16 protein-coding genes and 1 pseudogene are annotated in these 17,450 nt (G+C 68.0%); 6 read left to right on the forward strand and 11 right to left on the reverse strand.

Annotated features, from left to right (window positions below):
- Positions 1-30: 30 nt before the first annotated feature.
- The 5 genes from ACTWPP_RS43110 to ACTWPP_RS43130 form a co-directional block, all read right to left on the reverse strand.
- A complete protein-coding gene (locus ACTWPP_RS43110; RefSeq protein WP_443110268.1) occupies positions 31-1,287 on the reverse strand; it encodes an NAD(P)/FAD-dependent oxidoreductase in 1,257 nt (418 codons plus the stop codon).
- Positions 1,288-1,324: 37 nt separating this feature from the next.
- Positions 1,325-2,221 (reverse strand): dihydrodipicolinate synthase family protein, encoded by an 897-nt coding sequence (locus ACTWPP_RS43115; protein WP_443110269.1) that lies wholly within the window; start codon positions 2,219-2,221, stop codon positions 1,325-1,327.
- A gap of 64 nt (positions 2,222-2,285) precedes the next feature.
- Positions 2,286-3,092, reverse strand: a complete 807-nt coding sequence (locus ACTWPP_RS43120) for an amino acid ABC transporter ATP-binding protein (RefSeq protein WP_443110270.1) — start codon at positions 3,090-3,092, stop codon at positions 2,286-2,288.
- Positions 3,092-3,814, reverse strand: coding sequence for an amino acid ABC transporter permease (locus ACTWPP_RS43125; RefSeq protein WP_443110271.1), 723 nt, complete (start codon positions 3,812-3,814; stop codon positions 3,092-3,094). Before ACTWPP_RS43125 ends, ACTWPP_RS43120 begins: the two co-directional genes overlap by 1 nt.
- Positions 3,815-3,830: 16 nt before the next feature.
- Positions 3,831-4,670 carry a substrate-binding periplasmic protein gene (locus ACTWPP_RS43130; protein WP_443110272.1) on the reverse strand — a complete coding sequence of 280 codons (840 nt, stop codon included), beginning with the start codon at positions 4,668-4,670 and terminating at the stop codon, positions 3,831-3,833.
- 188 nt (positions 4,671-4,858) lie between these two features.
- Between ACTWPP_RS43130 and ACTWPP_RS43135 the strand changes: the two genes are divergently transcribed.
- A complete protein-coding gene (locus tag ACTWPP_RS43135; protein ID WP_443110273.1) occupies positions 4,859-5,926 on the forward strand; it encodes a proline racemase family protein in 1,068 nt (355 codons plus the stop codon).
- A gap of 43 nt (positions 5,927-5,969) precedes the next feature.
- Here ACTWPP_RS43135 and amaB read toward each other — a convergent pair whose 3' ends face one another.
- The 3 genes from amaB to ACTWPP_RS43150 are packed head-to-tail and all read right to left on the reverse strand — an operon-like array spanning position 5,970 to position 10,126.
- Complete coding sequence (gene amaB, locus ACTWPP_RS43140; protein WP_443110274.1) at positions 5,970-7,502, reverse strand: L-piperidine-6-carboxylate dehydrogenase; 1,533 nt, start codon at positions 7,500-7,502, stop codon at positions 5,970-5,972.
- 34 nt (positions 7,503-7,536) lie between these two features.
- Complete coding sequence (gene hglS / locus ACTWPP_RS43145) at positions 7,537-8,928, reverse strand: 2-oxoadipate dioxygenase/decarboxylase (protein ID WP_443110275.1); 1,392 nt, start codon at positions 8,926-8,928, stop codon at positions 7,537-7,539.
- 28 nt (positions 8,929-8,956) lie between these two features.
- The gene (locus tag ACTWPP_RS43150) at positions 8,957-10,126 is read right to left on the reverse strand and encodes an NAD(P)/FAD-dependent oxidoreductase (protein ID WP_443110276.1); all 1,170 of its coding nucleotides are present in this window, start codon (positions 10,124-10,126) and stop codon (positions 8,957-8,959) included.
- A 124-nt stretch (positions 10,127-10,250) separates the two neighbouring features.
- On the opposite strand from ACTWPP_RS43150, the gene ACTWPP_RS43155 reads away from it, so the two are divergent.
- The 5 genes and pseudogenes from ACTWPP_RS43155 (at position 10,251) to ACTWPP_RS43175 (ending at position 13,013) form a co-directional block, all read left to right on the forward strand.
- Entirely contained in the window at positions 10,251-11,177 is a 927-nt protein-coding gene (locus tag ACTWPP_RS43155) for a LysR family transcriptional regulator (protein WP_443110277.1), read from the forward strand.
- A complete protein-coding gene (locus ACTWPP_RS43160) occupies positions 11,174-11,911 on the forward strand; it encodes a tyrosine-type recombinase/integrase (RefSeq protein ID WP_443110278.1) in 738 nt (245 codons plus the stop codon). The genes ACTWPP_RS43155 and ACTWPP_RS43160 overlap by 4 nt, the downstream gene beginning before the upstream one ends.
- Positions 11,908-12,153: a DUF6262 family protein gene (locus ACTWPP_RS43165; protein ID WP_443110279.1), complete on the forward strand. Its 246-nt coding sequence runs from the start codon at positions 11,908-11,910 to the stop codon at positions 12,151-12,153. The genes ACTWPP_RS43160 and ACTWPP_RS43165 overlap by 4 nt, the downstream gene beginning before the upstream one ends.
- Positions 12,135-12,305, forward strand: a complete 171-nt coding sequence (locus ACTWPP_RS43170; protein WP_443110284.1) for an MMPL family transporter — start codon at positions 12,135-12,137, stop codon at positions 12,303-12,305. Before ACTWPP_RS43165 ends, ACTWPP_RS43170 begins: the two co-directional genes overlap by 19 nt.
- Positions 12,302-13,013: pseudogene (locus tag ACTWPP_RS43175) on the forward strand (transposase family protein). Before ACTWPP_RS43170 ends, ACTWPP_RS43175 begins: the two are co-directional and overlap by 4 nt.
- 8 nt (positions 13,014-13,021) lie before the next feature.
- On the opposite strand, the gene ACTWPP_RS43180 reads toward ACTWPP_RS43175, so the two are convergent.
- From ACTWPP_RS43180 to ltrA, 3 genes are all read right to left on the reverse strand, one after another.
- On the reverse strand, positions 13,022-14,128 hold the full coding sequence (locus tag ACTWPP_RS43180) for a reverse transcriptase domain-containing protein (RefSeq protein WP_443110280.1): 1,107 nt from the start codon (positions 14,126-14,128) through the stop codon (positions 13,022-13,024).
- A gap of 101 nt (positions 14,129-14,229) precedes the next feature.
- On the reverse strand, positions 14,230-15,270 hold the full coding sequence (locus tag ACTWPP_RS43185) for a transposase (protein WP_443110281.1): 1,041 nt from the start codon (positions 15,268-15,270) through the stop codon (positions 14,230-14,232).
- Positions 15,271-15,381: 111 nt separating this feature from the next.
- Positions 15,382-16,650, reverse strand: coding sequence for a group II intron reverse transcriptase/maturase (gene ltrA, locus ACTWPP_RS43190; protein WP_443110282.1), 1,269 nt, complete (start codon positions 16,648-16,650; stop codon positions 15,382-15,384).
- Positions 16,651-17,450 lie beyond the last annotated feature (800 nt).

A 17,450-nucleotide genomic window follows, 5' to 3' on the forward strand; every position in this document is an offset into this window, starting at 1 on the left:
CAGATACCTCGATGCCCGCCGGCCGCCGTTTCAGCGCCGCGGGCGTCGCCGAGCCCGCCGGAAACGCCCGGGGCTCGTCTGGAGCTCTTCGGCGGTGTCCCCTCTGACCAACCGCCGGATCGTATGCGCGGTGCCAGGGGCCAGGGTCAGGCCGAGCATTCCGTGTCCGGAGGCGACCCAGACGTTGCCGTCGTCGGCGAGCCGTCCCACGATCGGCAGACCGTCCGGGGTCATGGGCCGCATGCCCGCCCACGCGGCCCGATGCGGCGCCGCGGGATCCCAGTCACGGAACGCCTCCGCCGCCGCACGCTTGATCGCCTCGACCCTCCTGACCCTGACCCGCTTGTCGAAACCGGAGAACTCCATGGTTCCGGCCAGCCGCACCATTCCATTGAGCGGTGTGACGGCGACGCGAGCGTCTTCGAGCGTCAGGGAGGTCCTCAAGGTGAGGGGAGGAGGGGTGTAGTCCAGGCTGTAGCCCTTGCCGGGATGAATGGGCAGGGGCGTGCCCAGCAGCCTTGAGAGCGGCCCGCTCCAGACCCCGGCGGCGAGGACGACAGCGTCGCACGGCAGCCGCTCGCGGGCCGTCAGGACGCCGCCGATTCCTGCCGCCCCGCGATCGAACTTCCACACCCTGGTGTTCTCGCGGACCTCCCCGCCGAGCTTGCGCACGTGCGCCGCCAGAGCCGATGTCAGCGAGTCGGGCTCGATCTGACGATCCCGCGGGTAGAACAGGCCATGCTGGACGCGGTCCGACAGCGCGGGCTCCACCCGGTGGACTCCGTCGGCGTCCAGCACCTCGGGTTCCGCGCCGTACGCGGCGAAGACGTCCTGGTAGCGCAGGTGATCCTGGAAATGCCCGGCATTCTCGTGGGCAAGCAGGACGCCTCGGCGATGCATCTCGAATTCCAGGCCCGCCGCCTGCCACTCGTCGAGCAATTCGTTGGCGGTAGACGCCAGCCGCAGGTGCAGATCCAAGCCGGCGCGGAACTCGTCCTCCGTGCAGTGGCGGGCCATCTGCACCAGGAACCGGATGAAGCCCGGCGACAGCGACGGCCTGACGTACAGGGGAGTGTCGGCTCGCAGCATCCACCTGAGCGCCTGAACCACCATGCCGGGCGCCGGGACGGGGCCGGTCTCGGCGATGGCGATCTTGGCCGCGTTGCCGTGCGAGGCGGCGGCTCCGGCGAGCCCGCTGTCGACGACGGTGATCTCGTGCCCGTCCTGCAGCAGCTCGTACGCACATGCCAGTCCGATGACACCGGCGCCGACGACGACGATTCTCACGCGACTCCTCCCTTGAACCGACGGTGCAGGACGGTCGTTACAGCACACCCGCGGCGCCGAGCAGCCCAGCGAACTCCGCGCGTGCGCCGTCATCGAGCAGGCTGAACGGCTCGCGGACCGGTCCCGCGGGGTACCCGGTCAGTTCCATGCCCGTCTTCACCGCCGCGGCGTAGTTGTGGGCCTCCAGGAAGCTGCAGATGGGCCAGATCTTCTCCCACAGTCGGCGTCCCTCCGCCAGATCACCGCGCACCGCGACGGCGTCCCACAGCCGCATCGACAGCTCGGGAATGACGTTGGTGGCGCCCCACACCGCCCCCGTGGCGCCGCTGACGAGCCCGAAGAAGGTAAGTGTGTCCCATCCGTTGAACGCCGTGATGCGGCCGGAGTGGGCCTGAAGCAGTTCCCCGAGGGCGACGGCGTCCCCGGAGGTGTCCTTGAGGTACCGCACCCCTTCGACGTCTCCGAGTTCCGCGATCTGGCCGGCCGTGAGGTTCACGCCCGTCGCGGCCGGAATGTTGTAGTAGACGATGGGCAACCCCGAGGCGTCGTGCACGGCCTTGAGGTAGGCGCGCACCTGCGGCAGGTCAGGCGCGTCATAGAACGGGGGCACCACCATGAGCGCCGTGGCGCCGACCTCGGCCGCATGAGCGCCCAGTTCGACGGCGTCGGCTGTGGACAGGGCGCCGGTGCCGGCGATGACCGGGACCCGCCCCTCGGCGGCCTCGACACAGACCTCGGTGAGCTGCTTGCGCTCGGCGAGCGTCAACGCGGTGAACTCGCCCGTGCTGCCGCCCGGCACCAGGCCGTGCACTCCGGCGTCGATCAGCCGGCGGACGTGCCGGTGCAGCGCGTCGCCATCGATCTTCGAGGCGTCGGGCGTGAACGGGGTGACCAGGGCCACCAGAATGCCGGTGAGCGGGTCCCTGTCAGACATGCGGAGTCGTCTCCTTGATCTCTGTGCGTCCTTGATTTCCGTGTGCCGGGCGCGGGGGCGCGGTTCAGCCGAACCGCACCGCGTCGACGAAGGCTTTGAGCTCCGGGTTCTCGCAGTGGTGGAAGGCCTCCTCCGGAGTGGCGTCGACCGCGATGCGGCCGCGTGAGAAGAACACGACGCGATCGGCCGCCTTTGACGCGAACGCCATGTCATGCGTGACCAGCACGACCGCGAGTCCCTCCTCCTGCTTCAGCCGGGCGAGCACCCCCAGGACCTCGGCGGCCACGGGCGGGTCGAGCGCCGAGGTGATCTCGTCGCACAGCAGCACCCGGGGGCGCATCATGAGCGCCCGGGCTATGGCCACCCGCTGGCGTTCACCACCGGATAGCTGGGTCGACCTGCTGGTGATGTGGTGCGCCATGCCGACCTCGGCGAGCGCGGCCTCGGCTCGCTCCCGTGCCTCGTTCGCCGACAGCCCGAGGACCTTGCGCGGCGCGAGGACGAGGTTCTCCAGGACGTTCATGTGCGGCCAGAGCGTGTAGCTCTGGAACACCATGCCGACCATGGCGGCGCCGTGGTCCCACTCGGCGGTCCGGGCGCCACCTGAACGGACCGGCTTCGAATCGATGGTGACATCGCCGTCTTCGGGATCTTCGAGACCGGCGATGACCCGCAGCAGGGTGGACTTGCCGGAGCCGCTCTTGCCGATGATGACGCTGACCTCACCGGAGGCGACGTCGAAGTCGACACCGTCTAGAACCGGTTGACCGTGGTATTCCTTGCGCAGGTTCCGCGCCGAGACCAGTGGCGCCTGGGCGGCCGTGCCGGCCGGGCGCCGCGTCCCCGCCGGAATGCCGGACGTTGCGTTCATCAGGAGGCTCCCGCCGGTTGCGGCCTGCGTGGCTTGATCATGGGTGTGCGCCCGGTGCGTGCGAGCTGCCCCCGGCGTTCGAGGTAGCTGGTGAGCAGTGACACCGGGAAGGCGATGCAGAAGTAGATCAGCGCCGCCGTCGTGAAAAGTTCGAGCGCGCGGTAGGACTCCGTCGCCGCCGTGCTCGCCTGGAACATCAGGTCGCCGACGGCGATGGTCGACACCAGCGCGGTGTCCTTGAACATCGAGATGTTGAGCGAGAGGATCACCGGGATCTGCTGCCGGAGCGCCTGCGGCACGATGATGTGGCGCAGTTGCCGGAAACGTGTCAGGCGCAGCATCTTGCCCGCCTCGATCTGCTCGACGGGCACGGCCTGGAAGCCGCTGCGGTAGGCCTCGGCCATGAAGGCGGTCAGGTTCGCGGTGAGCGCGATGGTCGCCGACGTGAAGCCGGGGATCGTGATCCCCGTCAGCGCCGGAAGCGCATAGAAGATCCAGAACAGCTGCACCAGCATCGGGGTGCACCGGAAGATCTCGATGTAGATTTGCGCGGCCCACCGGACGATCTCGACGGTGGCCATCCGGGCGACCGCGACGGGTACCGCGAGGATCATGCTGAGGACGATGGTGATGCCCGCGAGCTGCAGTGTGACGCCCAGCCCGCCGAGCAGATGGGGCCAGGCGTCGGTCACCACGCCCCAGTCGAATTCGTAGTCCGACATGCGTCCGTCAGCTCCCTTACTTCTTCTGGAGGTCGCCGAGCTGGTCGATGGGGACGTAGTTCTCCTCGGCGTACGCCCGTTCGAGCTCTCCGCTCATCCGAGCGTTGGCGATGGCGAGGTTGACGAGCCGCAGTGAGCGCGGGTCGATGTCGGCGGGCAGCCCGTAACCGGTGCCGGCCTCGTAGATCGACGGATCGGGTACGACGATCTTGTATTCCGGATTCTCCTGAACCTGGGCCTCGGCGGTCGGCAGATCGGCGAAGACGGCCACCGCCCGATCGGCTTGCACGGCTTGGAACGCGTTGGTGAAGTCGGTCAGCTCCAGCGTCTTGGCGCCTGCCTCGGCGACCGCCGCCCCGGGAGCGGTCCCCTTGGCGACGGCCACATCCTCACCGGATTCGATGATCTGTTCTGCGGTGCGGTAGGAGGACTTCTCCCTGACGACGAAGACGCCCTGATACTCGTAGACGGGGGCCGAGAACTGGATCGCCTTGGCGCGCTCCAGTGTGGCGTCCAGGTTGGCCGCAGCGTCGTAGCGTCCCGCCTGCAGGCCGGCCACGATGTTGCCCCAGTCGGCCGATACGGGGGTGAACTTGACGCCCAGCGCCTCCGCCAGCCGCTGCAGCGGGATCAGGTTGGGCCCTCCGAGCACCCCGTCCTTGCGGACGGTCATCGGCGGTGCGATCGCGACCCCGACGCGAAGCTCGCCACGGGACTTGATCTCCTCCTGCCAGGACCCGCCGCTGGACGCGGAGGCGCCGCCGTCACCGCGGAGTCCCGCGCCGAGGTAGCCGCCTACCAGGGCGATGACCGCTACGGCGATGACCGCCAGGGAGTATCTGGTGGGTTTGGTCATGGTGCACTTCCTTGAGGCTGACCAGCTCTGAGATCCTGACTGGAATGTAGATTGTCAGACGATCTGCATGTACGGTGGATCGAAGGTAAGGAGCATCACACTCGGATGTCAAGAGCCGAGGCCACGGCAACGGCAACGGCAACGGCAACATCCTCGTGAGCCGGCCATCCGACCCTTGGAGGCGGTGCGTGGACAGAACTCAGGTCATCGACTCGGTCGACGTGCATGCCGAAGGCGAGCCCGGCCGCATCCTCCTGGGCGGAGACCTCCAGGTACGCGGCACGACCATGGCCGAGCGGCTGCAGTGGTGCGTCGAGAACCTCGATGACCTGAGAACGCTGCTCCTGCGCGAACCCAGGGGCCACCCGGCCATGTGCGGGGTCCTTGTGCTGCCCCCGGTCACACCCGGGGCCGACGTCGCGCTCATCATCCTTGAGCACGGCGGCTTCCGTCCGATGTCCGGAAGCAATACGATGTGCGCGGTCACGGCCCTGCTGGAAACCGGTAGCCTGCCCGCGCGAAGCCCGGAGACGCTCGTCCGGATCGACACCGCGGCGGGGCTCGTCGAGGCGACCGCGACGGTCGCCGACGGCAAGGTGCGAGCCGTCTCGATCCGTAACGTGCCCTCCTGGGCGGTCGCCCTGGACACCCCCCTCGCGGTGCCCGAGTACGGCACCGTGCTCACCGACGTGGCCTTCGGCGGACAGTTCTTCGTTCAGGCGCCGGCCGCGACGATGGGCATCGAACTGGGCGCGCAGCACGCTCCAGAGATCGTCAGGGCGGGAACAGCCCTGCTCGCCGCGGCCAGAGCCCAGATCCCGGTGTCCCACCCCGATGACCCGAACCTCAACCGGATATCCCTGGCGATGCTCCACGGCCCGGCCGACGAGCCGGGCGTGTCCGCGCGGAACAGCGTCATCCTCCCCAATGGTGAACTCGACGTCCGCCGGCCGGAGACCTGGCGAGGCTCACTCGACCGCTCACCGTGCGGGACGGGCACCTCAGCACGCATGGCCTGCCTCCACGCGCGGGGCGAACTCGCCCTCGGCGTCCCGTTCATCCATCAGGGCGTCCTGGGTACGACCTTCGAAGGCATGCTGCACGAACGCGTGCGGGTCGGCGGCCGCGACGCCGTGATTCCGTCCATCAAGGGACGCGCCTGGATCACCGGCATCAACCAGCACGTCCTCCATCCGGACGACCCGTTCCCACGCGGCTACACGCTGGCCGACGTGTGGGGAGAGAGCTCCCGCTGACCCTTGTCGGGCCGCGCCGGAGACCGGCCGGGCATCCGCGCCGCTACAGGAAGCTCACGTTCTGGGCGAGGGCGAGGCTCCCGGAGTAGTTGATGGTGTTGGTGGCGCGGCGCATGTAGGCGCGCCAGGCGTCGGAGCCGGACTCGCGTCCGCCGCCGGTCTCCTTCTCACCGCCGAAGGCGCCTCCGATCTCGGCGCCGGAGGTGCCGATGTTCACGTTGGCGATGCCGCAGTCGGAGCCGTCGGCGGCGAGGAACCGTTCGGCCTCCTGCTGGTCGCGGGTGAAGATCGACGAGGACAGTCCCTGGGGGACGTCGTTGTGCATGGCGATGGCGTCGTCGAAGCGGTCGTAGGTCATCACGTACAGGATCGGCGCGAACGTCTCCGCGCCGACGACGCCGGTCTGTTCGGGCATGCGCACGAGGGCCGGTTCGGCGTAGGCGGCGTGGGGGGCGGCGTCGGCGAGCCGGCGCCGGCCCCCCGCGAGCAGCTCGCCGCCCTCGTCCTGCGCCCGGTCGAGGGCCTGGCGCATGGTGTCGTGGGCGGCGGTGGAGATGAGCGGGCCGACGAGCGTGTGGTCGGCGAAGGGGTCGCCGATGGGCAGCTTGCGATAGGCGTCGGTGAGCCGGTCGACGAGGTCGCCGGTGACGTCGCGGTGGACGATGAGGCGGCGCAGGGTCGTGCATCGCTGGCCGGCGGTGCCCGCGGCGGCGAACACGATGCCGTGCGTGGCCAGGTCGAGGTCAGCGGACGGGGTGACGACCGAGGCGTTGTTGCCGCCGAGTTCCAGGAGCACGCGCCCGAAGCGTGCCATGACGCGCGGACCGATCTCCCGGCCCATCCGGGTGGAGCCGGTCGCGCTGACCAGAGCGACACGGGGGTCGTCGGCCAGTCGCTCGCCGGCGACCCGGTCGCCCAGCAGCAGCCGGTGCACGTCCGCGGGAGCGCCGGCGTCCTCGACCGCGCGATCCAGCAGCCGGCCGGCCGCCAGGGAGATCAGCGGCGTCAGCTCTGAGGGCTTCCACACCACGGTGTCGCCGCAGACCAGGGCGATGGCGGTGTTCCACGACCACACGGCGGCGGGGAAGTTGAAGGTGGAGATGACCCCGACGACGCCGAGCGGGTGCCAGGTCTCGGCGAGCCGGTGACCGGGGCGTTCGGAGGCGATGGTGCGGCCGTAGAGCTGGCGGGACAGCCCGACGGCGAAGTCGCAGATGTCGATCATCTCCTGGACTTCGCCGCGGGCCTCGGAGCGGATCTTGCCGGCTTCGATGGTGATGAGGTCGGCGAGGTCGTCTTTGTGCTCGCGGAGCAGGTCGCCGAGACGCCGGACGAGGTCGCCGCGGGCGGGTGCCGGGGTGGTGCACCACGCGCGAAAGGCGGCGGCCGCCGCGGTGACGGCCCGGTCCGCCTCGCCGGCGGCGGTGCCGGTTTCGAGGCCGAACAGGTGTTCACCGGTGATGGGGGTGCGTGCGACGGGTCCGTCCCCCTCGGTGACGGTCACCCCGACCCGGCGCAGGGCGGTGCGGGCGCGGTCGCGGAGCGAGCCGGTGCTGGGGAGAGGCGTGTCTGGCATGAGGTTCCTTTCGGGGCTTGTCCGCCGGATGACGTCAGTCGAGCGCGCCCGCGATGCCCAGGGCTTTGGCGACTTCGGCGATCGAGTCGTTCTGCTGCCGCTCGTAGAGGTCGTACGGGTCGTGGATATGGCGGTCGATCGCGCCGGCCAGCCAGTCGAGGTCGTACCGGATCGCTTCCCGGGAGTCGTTCCGGGTGCCTTCACCGCTGAGGTTGGACTGGAAGATGCCGGCGGCCGATCGGGGAAGGAAGTCCTCGTAGACGATGGGCTCCGCGCGGATCCACCCTTGCCGGAGCAGGTCCATCATGTTCGCCGGCGCAGGTTCGCCTTGAGCGGGGCGCTCGTCGGAGATGCGGTAGGTGAAGAACGCCAGCCCGTGCTCGATGAGTCCGCGTTCGGTGGAAGGGAGGCCCTCTTCCCAGACGGCGCGCACCGTGTCGGCACGGGGGACGTCGGGGTGGGCCCGCCGGTCCGCCTCGTCGAGCAGGGCGTCGTAGCGGGCGCGCCCGCGCCGGGTGAGCGCGAGCCCCCTCGCCTCCACCTCGCCGAACCGCACTCGCAGCGCTCCGGTGGACACGTTTCCGTCGGGCCGGCGCATCCGGCGGGGTTCGGCCAGGGCGCGGAAGGACGTCTGGCGGAGCAGCACGTCGGGCCCGTTCCATCGGGGCGGGCCCTGGATGGTGTCGATCATCCGGATGCCGCGCGCGGTCATCCGCCGGTACAGGTCGTCGATGTCCAGGACCCGCGGGGTCAGGTGGTTGACATGGGTGCTGTGGACTCCGCCGATGTCGGCGGCGACCGCGGACACCCTCTCCAGGGTCTCGTACCAGGCCGCGTCGACGGGTTCGTCCGACAATTCGAAGGAGCGCACCGCCAGGTGCAGGAACCGCTCCGCGTCCGCTTCGGGCAGCTCTCGGTCGCGCTCGGCGCGATCGGCCAGCGCGAGCAACTCGGGTGGGAACAGCTGCCGCCGTGCCAGGAAGTTCTCCAGCCTGCGCCGGAGTTCGGGATCGAAGAACCGGGGGTCGGCGGGCGTCAGCATCGAGGTGAACACGCGGAACGGGTTGCGGGCCAGTTCCTCGGCCGCGACGGGCCGGAAGGCGGTGGACACGACGGGGACCGCGCTGGACGCGGCCTCCCGCAGGTCGTAGAAGCCCACGGGCTCCATGCCGAGAGCCCCGAAGATCCGGGCGACCTGGTGCAGTTCGGCCGGGGTGCCGACGCGGATGGCGCCGTGGCGCTCGGCGGTGACCCGGCCGACGGAGCCGAAGCGTTCGGCGGCGGCCCCGGAACGGAGCAGAACATCGGCGTTGACCTCCCGCGAGACGTCGACCAGCGTGGCGTACGCGGGTACCTCGCGCCCGTACATCTCCGACAGCCTGCGGGCGAAGGCCGCGCGAAGCTGCCATTGGCCGAGCGTCTTCATGCTTCGCCTCTCGACTCGGGGGACGTGTTCAGACGATGTGTGCTTCGGGGCGCGGCCGGCCACCGCCGGCGAAACGCCGCACGCTCAGCGGACTCACGTCGAGGACTGGCGCGCGTTCGAGGCAGAGGTCGCGGATCACCTCGCCGACCGCGGGCGCCTGCAGGAATCCGTGGCCGGAGAACCCGGTGGCGTAGAGGAGGTTCGGCGGCTCGTCGGCGCGGCCGATGAGAGCGTTGTGGTCGGGGGTGACCTCGTAGAGCCCCGCCCACCCCCGGGACAGCCCGACGTCGAGCAACCGCGGTGCGCGGGTCTCGACCGCCCGGCTCAGCCTGGGCAGCCACGCGTCGGAGTAGCCGAGATGGAATCCCGGCTCCTGCTCCGGGTCGGACATGCCGAGCAGGAGCCCCCCGCCTTCGCGGTGGAAGTAGAAGGACGAGGCGAAGTCGATGGTGAACGGCACCTCCGCGGCGAGATCGGGCATCGGCCGGGTGAACATCACCTGGCGGCGCACCGGCGTCACGGGCAGCTCCACACCGGCCATCTCCCCGATCGAGCGCGACCACGCGCCCGCCGCGCAGACCACGGTGCCGGTCCTGATCACGCCGTGGTCGGTCACCACGGCCGTGGCCCGGCCCGCCCGTGTCCGGATGCCGGTTACCTGGGTGTTCGTGCGCAGTGTGGCGCCGAGCCCTCTGGCCGCCGTCGCGTAGCCGAGCACGACCGACTCGGGGGCGCAGTGACCGTCTTCGGGGGAGAACGCCGCGGCGAGCAGGCCCTCGGTCTCGATCAGCGGTGACAGCCTGCGCGCCTCCGAGACGTCGATCATGCGGCTGGTGACGCCGAGCTCGTTCTGCAGCGCGACGTCGCGTTCGAAGGCCGCGACATGCTCGGGTGTGGACAACAGGAACAGGTACCCGACCTGGTGAAGGTCGATCTCCTGCCCCGGGCGTTCGCGGAAGCGGGTGAATGCCTCGAGGCTGCGGGCGCCGAGTTCGATGTTCAGTTCGTCGGAGAACTGGGCTCGGACGCCGCCCGCGGCTTTGCAGGTCGAGCCGGAGCCGAGCTCGTTTCGTTCGATCAGCACCACATCGCCGACTCCGGCCTCGGCGAGATGGAAGGCGATGCTGGTGCCGATCACCCCGCCGCCGATGATGACGACGGAGGCGCGGTCGGGCAGCAGAGCCGGGGTGGCGGACATCGGTGTCCCTTCCGTGGGGCCGACGCATGTGGCGGAGGGCGATGGTGCGTCAGGCACCATCGTGCATCCGCGAACATTTGACGTCTATTCACAATTCGTCATCTTTATTTTTTAGAGTTTCTATATGGAATGGACAAGTGTGCAGCTGCGGTCGCTGGTGGAGCTGGCGCGGCGCGGCACGATCACGGCCGTGGCGCAGTCGCTCGGCTACACCCCGGGCGGTGTCTCCCACCAGCTCGGCGCGCTGGAGCGGGCGGCGGGCGTTCAGCTGCTGCGGCGGGTCGGGCGCCGGGTCGAGCTCACCGACGCCGGGCTCGCCCTGGCCGGCCATGCCGAGAGGATGCTCGGCATCGAGGCCGAAGCGGTCGCGGCGCTGGAACGGACCACCCGGGCGATCTCCGGGATGCTGCAGGTCGGCCTGTTCGCCACGGCCGCCGCGGAGATCCTCCCGCTCGCGCTCGGCCGGATTCACCTCCGTCATCCCGGCCTGGTCGTGCAGAGCAAGGAAATGGACGTCGACGATGTCTACGACGCGGTCTCCTCCAGCACGGTGGATCTGGCGCTCGGACTGGACTACCCCGATGTGCCGATCCCCCGCGATCCGGCGTTGCATGTGGTGCGGCTGTATCGGGAACGGTTCTCACTCGCGGTTCCCACAGGCACGCTCCCCGGCGTGGATCCCATCAGCCTCTCCGATACGGAGTCCCTGGGATGGATCCTGCCGGCCGCAGAAAGCCATTACGGCCGGGCGATCCGCACGGTGTGCCGCCGCGCCGGGGTCGAGCCCGACGTGCGCCACGAGGTGACCGACACGGCCGCCTCGCTGGCACTGGTCGAGGCCGGGGTCGGCGCAGCCCCGGTCACCGACCTGATGACGCGGCTGCGTCCCTCACGGTTCGATGTCGTGGGCCTCGCAGAAACATTCGAGCGGCACATCGTCGTGATCGCGCGAGCCGCGGCACAGGACAGGCCGACCGTGGCAGCCCTCGTCCAAGTGCTGCGGGAGCTGACCGACGACGGGGACACCGCCGAGCAGGCCCGGCCGGCGTGACCATCAACGACGGTCTGCTTGTTTCCGTAGCACTGTTTCCTTACGAGCGGGTCAACGCCCTCCTCAACGAGTTCGCACGACGACTCGACATCCGCGACAGCGCTGAACGGATGGTCGACTTCAACCGGATCCACCGCTTCCGCCACACCAAGGCCACCAGCCTCCTCAACGCCGGCGTCCCGCTGCACGTCGTTCAGCGCTACATGGGACACCTGACGCCCGCCATGACGATGGAGTACACCGAAACCCTGGCCGAGACCCACGAACGCGAGTTCCTGCGCTACCGAAAGATCACCGCTGACGGGCGTGACCTGCAGGTCGATCCGCGCGATCTCTACGACATGCTGGAGCTGGACAAACGCACCGACCGGATCCTGCCCAACGGATGGTGCCTGCTTCCGCCCAGGCAGGCCTGTGACAAGGGCAACGCCTGCCTGACCTGCGAGAAGTTCACTACCGACGCAAGTTTCCTACCCGAGCTGAGTCTCCAGCAGCAACGCACCGGGCAGCTCATCGACGAGCGCCGCCAGGCGTTCAAGGCCCGCACCGGGCAGGAGATGAGCTGCGACAACGTGTGGCTGGCCGGACACCTGCAGGAACAGGACGCGCTCGGCCGGATCATCGTCAAGATCGAGCAGACCCGGCTCGCAGACGGAAGCATCCAGGCCGTCCGCGGTGCCAAAGTCACCGCCCGCACCGACGCCATCACCCGCGACCGGGAGACGCAATCGTGAACCGAGGCAACCCCCACAACCTCCGGGCCGCAGCCGCGGCCAAGAGTGCAGCTGCCAAGGCGCGCGCCGAGCAAGGCCTTCGCGACATGGTCCGCCGGGGCGACCCCATCACCTTCCGCGGCCTAGCCAAGACCGCGGGCGTCTCCCTCGACTTTCTCTACCGCAACACCGAGATCCGGCACCGGGTCGAACAGCTCCGTGACCAGCAGCGGGGAACGCCGCTGTGGGGCTGCTCGGCCTGATGCTGGCCTCCCACCTGGCCACCGTCTCCTCCACCGCCCCGAGCCTGGCGCTGATGGTCGGCCTGGCCGTGGGCCTCGACTACGCGTTGTTCATCGGCTCCCGGCACCGGGCGCAGCTCGCCGACGGGATGGCCGCCGAGGGGCCGATCTGATCCGCAAGCACCGGGGCCGGGTCGGGTCACGGTGGCGGCGGTTGCCGCCGGGCCGCCAGGCGCTGCTGGTCCTGGTGCACCTGCGCCGCAACGAGACCTTCGCCGGCCTGGCGGCGGCGTTCGGCGTCGGTGCCGCGACCGCGCACCGCTACGTCACCGAGGTGATCGAACTGCTCGCCGAACTGGCTCCCGACCTGCGGCAAGCCATGCGGATCTCCCAGCGCAAGGCGTACGTCATCCTGGACGGCACGCTGGTGGCCACCGACCGACTGTCGGGCGCAGGCGACCGGCTCCACTACTCGGGCAAACACCGCCGCCATGGCGTGAACGTCCAGTTCCTCACCGACCCGCACGGCGAACTGATCTGGGCGTCGCCGGCCCTACCGGGGTCCAACCATGATCTGACCGCCGCCCGCGAGCACGGCATCATCGACGCTCTGACGGCCCGGGCGATCGCCTGCTACGCCGACAAGGGATATGTCGGAGCGGGCGGCGCGGTCGGCACTCCCTACAAGCGCAAGAAGCATCGCAAGGCTGGGGAAACGCAAGAAGTTGTTCAACCGGCACCACGCCACGGTCCGCGCCCTGGGCGAGCGAGGCGCCGCCGCGCTCAAGGGATGGCACATCCTGCGGAAGGCCCGCTGCTCACCCCGCCGCCTATCCGCCATCGTGCAGGCCATCCTCACCCTCCATCACCAGGACCGATGAGGATGGAATCAGCTCACCCAGCGAACCACCCGCCACCAGACGAAGGTGTGCAGGCGTTGCATCGTGTGCTTGGCGACCGCGTGTTTGAAGTAGTTGGCCCAGCCGCGCAGGATCTGATTGATCCGGATCAGCGCGATCTTGAAATCGAGATGCGACAACCTCTGGGTCAGCGCCTTGATCTTCCGCTTCAACGACTCGACCGGCTTGTCGGCGATGAAGGTATAGACATGCCGCTTGTCCGTTCCCCGCTTACGCATCCAGACGATGCGGAAGCCCAGGAAGTCGAACCCATCCGCAAGATGGACGATCTGGGTCTTGGCCGGTGACAGGATCAGACCCATCTCCGCCAAAACCCCGCTCACCTGGCCGCGAAGCTCCTCGACGTGCTCTCGGGCGCCATGGACCATGATGACGAAGTCGTCCGCGTAGCGGACCAAACGCCAGGTCGGAAGGCCCCGTCGCCGCCGTTGTTCGCGGCCTTGCCGGGTCGCCATCGCAGTCTCCCATTGCTCGGCGGCGAAGTCGTCGAGCACCGAGAGCGCGATATTGGCCAGCAGAGGCGAGAGTATGCCTCCTTGCGGAGTCCCCGAAGCGGTCTCGTTTCGTTCGCCGAGCTCGGCGATCGCGTCGTGCGCGCGCCGGTTCGGCCGGAACCCATAGGAGCACGGACGAAAGTCCGCCTCGAAAATCGGCTCCAGGACCAGCTTCACCGCAGCCTGCACCACCCGATCCGTCACGGTCGGAATCCCCAGCCGGCGTAGCTTCCCGCCAGTCTTGGGGATCATCCGCTCCCGGACCGGCAAGGGCCGAAACGCCCCCGCCTTCAACTCGGAACGGATCTGGTGCAAGTGCGCGGTCGCCCCGGCCGCCTGCACGTCAGCGGCACGAATACCGTCGACGCCTGCGCTCCGGGCTCCGGTGTTGCCCGCGACCCGCTCGAACGCCATCACCAAAACGGCCGGGTCACAGACGAAGTTGAACACATCGTCGAACCGGAAACCTCGATCGGCCCCCGCCCAGCGATGCAGCTTGGCCTGCATCTTCCGTACCCGCAGCTCAGCAGCTTGCGCCGACGGCCACACGACCAGGGCATCCACCCCGGATTCTCCGGACATTGCAGCACCTCCCATGCGATCTCGCTGCCGCCCTTCCCCATGTGCGCGGGCTTTGTCGGGTCGGTAGGTGTCAAGTCAAACGGGACAGGGGCCAGTGATCGCTAGGCGGCGTGTTTCCCCTGGTCAGGGCTGGCCTGGTTGGTGGTGTCTTGGTCGGTTCGGTTGATCTGCGCGACTGTAGGAATCTCGGGCAGGGTGGGCGTCTGGGTGAACCGCAACGGGTTGGCCGCGCGGAACGCCGCGATCGTGGCGGCTCGTTTGTGCTGGATCGCCTGTGCGGTGCCGATGTGCATGGTGAACGGCGTGTGGAGCCCGACCCCGGCGTGGTAATGCCGGTGATTGTAGTAGTCGAAGAAATGGTGACAGAACGTCTCGGCCTCGTCGAGCGAGCCGAACCTGGCCGGGAACGCCGGGCAGTACTTCAAGGTTTTGAACTGCGCCTCGCTGTAGGGGTTGTCGTTGCTTACCTTCGGGCGGGAGTGGGACTTGATGATGTCCAGGTCGGCCAGTAGTTCGGTCACCGGTTTGGAGGTCATCGAGGTCCCGTTGTCGGACTGAACGGTGCCGGGCACGATCCCGCCGTTGGCGACGAACGAGTTCTGCATGAACTGCTCGGCCAGCTCACCCGACTCGCGCAGGTGGACCTCCCAGTGCACGACGAAGCGGGAGAAGATGTCGAGCATCACATACAGGTCATAGAACTGCCGTGGCCCCGGCCCCGGCAGTTTCGTGATATCCCAACTCCAAGTCTCATTGGGGGCGTGCGCGGCCAGATACGGCTTGGTGCGCGCCTGGTGCCGGGCCTGGGCGCGCCGCTCCCGGACCTGGTCACGCCTGCGAAGCTGACGGTACATCGTCGACACCGACGCCAGGTACACCCCCTCGTCCGGCAGCGCAGCCCACACCTGCCGGGGCGCCTTGTCGGCGAACCGGTCGCTGTTGAGCATCTCGACCAGTCCGGCCTGTTCACTCTCGCTCAGCGCGTTCGGCGGCACCGGCCGCGCTGCCGGCTCACTGTTTTCCGGCACCGGGTTCCGCCGCCGGTAGAAACTACTGCGCGGCACACCCGACAATGCGCACGAGATGCGAATCGGCAGATGTTCGACCAGCAGGGAAAGGGTTTCGTTCCGGCGGCGGGTCACGAATTCTCGGTGTCCGCGCTCTCGGACATCGTTTCCAGTCGGGTCGCCCGGGGGAATCGCACCCCCGGGCTCCCACAGTTCCGTACGTAAGCCTCTCGGCTTATACGGCTCCTACCGCCCAGCGAAGGCAAACTCGCTGCCGGTGACCCATGCCCAGTGCGCAAACATATCCGGCTCGTTGGCGACGAGCTTTTCCCACCAGACTTGGAGTCTCCTCCGGCTGCGAAGCCGCCGGTACTTCTTACGGGCCCATCGCATCAGATAGGCGTTGATGCGCCGTAGCAGGTCATACATGTGGGACTTGTTGAAGTGTCCCCAGTACGTCATCCAACCTCGCACGATCGGATTGATCTGCTCAGCGAGGTCGGCCAGAGAGCTGCCTGTCCGCAGATGGAGCCGCCATGCCCGAACTTCTTGCCCCTTGGTGGTCAGCTTCTCCCGGCTGATGGCCGGGGCGAACGAGGTGAACATCTTCCCCATCCGCTGGTTGAGTGCTTTCCGGGGCCCGAATGTGTACCCGAGGAAGTCGAACGTGACGGCGTCGTGCCCGCCTCGCCGGTTACTGTCCGCGCAATACACAATGCGGGTTTTGTCGGGGTGGAGTTTCAGCCCGACCTGCTCCATCCGCTGCCCGATCGCCTCACATACTTCAAGCGCTTGACGCTCGCTGAAGCAATGCACCACCGCGTCATCCACGTATCGCTCGAACGGGACGGCCGGGAATTCCCGTTCCATCCACGCATCGAACGCGTAATGGAGGAAGAGGTTGGCCAGGCACGGTGAGACCGCCGAACCCTGCGGGGTTCCCCGGTCCCTGGCCTCCAGGGTGCCGTCTGCATGCTGCATCGGCGCTACCAGCCACCGTTTCACATACAGCACGATCCAGCGTTGATCGGTATTCGCGTCCACCGCTTTGACGATCAGGTCGTGCGGGCAACTGTCGAAGAACTTCTGGACATCAAGGTCGATCACCCAGTTGTATCTCCAGCAGCGTTGCCGGCACTTCCGCACCGCATCGACCGCAGACCTGCCTACCCGATAGCCGTAGGAGTCATCATGGAAAATCTTCTCCATGCGAGGCTCCAACCTTCTGGCCACCACGGTCTGCGCGATTCTATCCGCGATCGTGGGCACTCCAAGAATCCGGACTCCGTCTTTCTTCGGTATCGGCACCGCCCTCACCGGAGGTGGAAAGTACGACCCCGAAGCCATCCGGTTCCAGATCCGATACAGATTGTTCTTCAGATCCTTCTCGAATGCTTCCAACGCCACCCCGTCCACTCCAGGAGCACCCTTGTTGGCCGCAACCCTCTGATAGGCCTGCCACACCTCCCGCTTAGAAATACTGAACGACTTTTCGCCTTGCTGTGGTTCGCCCACTCGATCCCTCCCAGAGTTCTCCGGTTGCTCGAACGAACATCACCTGGACGGTCCGGCCCCTTCACTCCACCCCCATTACAGGGACTTCACCGCTAATACGAGCCGGTCCGACTGCACCCCCCGCGACGGTACTCCGCGCCTCACGGTTTCTGCCGCTTGTGCACGCTTCCTCTCGCTCCCGGACTCGCCGGTAGCAGTATCGGGGCATGCTCTCCCACGTTCCGCATGGAAGCCGCAGATCGGGCTCGTGCCGCCATTCACACCGGGCACCGCCTGGCCAGTAAACGGGTATCCGCCAGACTTATCCCGGAACACACTCTACATTCCGGTTTTGATGCCAGCTTGGCATTTTCGATGCTTCAACAGCGGAGAGCTGAGCTCACCTTCCCGATCCCCAGCTGACGCATCACGTGCGCCTTTTCCTCAACGTTCACCACGACAGGCTTCAACTAACGCAGCTTGAGGTGCTTTGAAGCCACCCCCCGCAGGGCGGCTCCGGAGGGCCACAAAACCTCCATCTCCCATGCAGTTACACGCCTCACGAGCCCACCCCGCCTACCGGAATGGCCCATTCGACGTCCGTGGCACACAGAGCGCGATACCTTTTCCCATGATGTCCAGGGCGGCCTCGGTCTGCTTGAGCTTCCTGGCCATGGCCGCGTTCTGCCGCTCCTGTCAATCCCCTGAAAGTGTGGAGACTGGTTATGCCACCTTGGCCCCGGCGTAGTGGGCTGTTGTGGCCCTCCTCTTCTCGGTGATCTGCTGCTCGAACACCACCGGCGGTAGCCCGTCGTTGGCGC

This window comes from Actinomadura sp. 3N407 (assembly GCF_052245875.1).
In the GTDB taxonomy this organism is placed as follows: Bacteria; Actinomycetota; Actinomycetes; order Streptosporangiales; family Streptosporangiaceae; genus Spirillospora.

Bases quoted from the DNA above. Each gene is read 5' to 3' on its own strand.
- ACTWPP_RS43155 (WP_443110277.1), top strand. From the start codon at position 10,251: ATGGAATGGACAAGTGTGCAGCTGCGGTCGCTGGTGGAGCTGGCGCGG.
- amaB (WP_443110274.1), bottom strand. From the start codon at position 7,502: ATGCCAGACACGCCTCTCCCCAGCACCGGCTCGCTCCGCGACCGCGCC.
- ACTWPP_RS43130 (WP_443110272.1), bottom strand. From the start codon at position 4,670: ATGACCAAACCCACCAGATACTCCCTGGCGGTCATCGCCGTAGCGGTC.
- ACTWPP_RS43150 (WP_443110276.1), bottom strand. From the start codon at position 10,126: ATGTCCGCCACCCCGGCTCTGCTGCCCGACCGCGCCTCCGTCGTCATC.
- hglS (WP_443110275.1), bottom strand. From the start codon at position 8,928: ATGAAGACGCTCGGCCAATGGCAGCTTCGCGCGGCCTTCGCCCGCAGG.
- ACTWPP_RS43180 (WP_443110280.1), bottom strand. From the start codon at position 14,128: ATGTCCGGAGAATCCGGGGTGGATGCCCTGGTCGTGTGGCCGTCGGCG.
- ACTWPP_RS43125 (WP_443110271.1), bottom strand. From the start codon at position 3,814: ATGTCGGACTACGAATTCGACTGGGGCGTGGTGACCGACGCCTGGCCC.
- ACTWPP_RS43115 (WP_443110269.1), bottom strand. From the start codon at position 2,221: ATGTCTGACAGGGACCCGCTCACCGGCATTCTGGTGGCCCTGGTCACC.
- ACTWPP_RS43120 (WP_443110270.1), bottom strand. From the start codon at position 3,092: ATGAACGCAACGTCCGGCATTCCGGCGGGGACGCGGCGCCCGGCCGGC.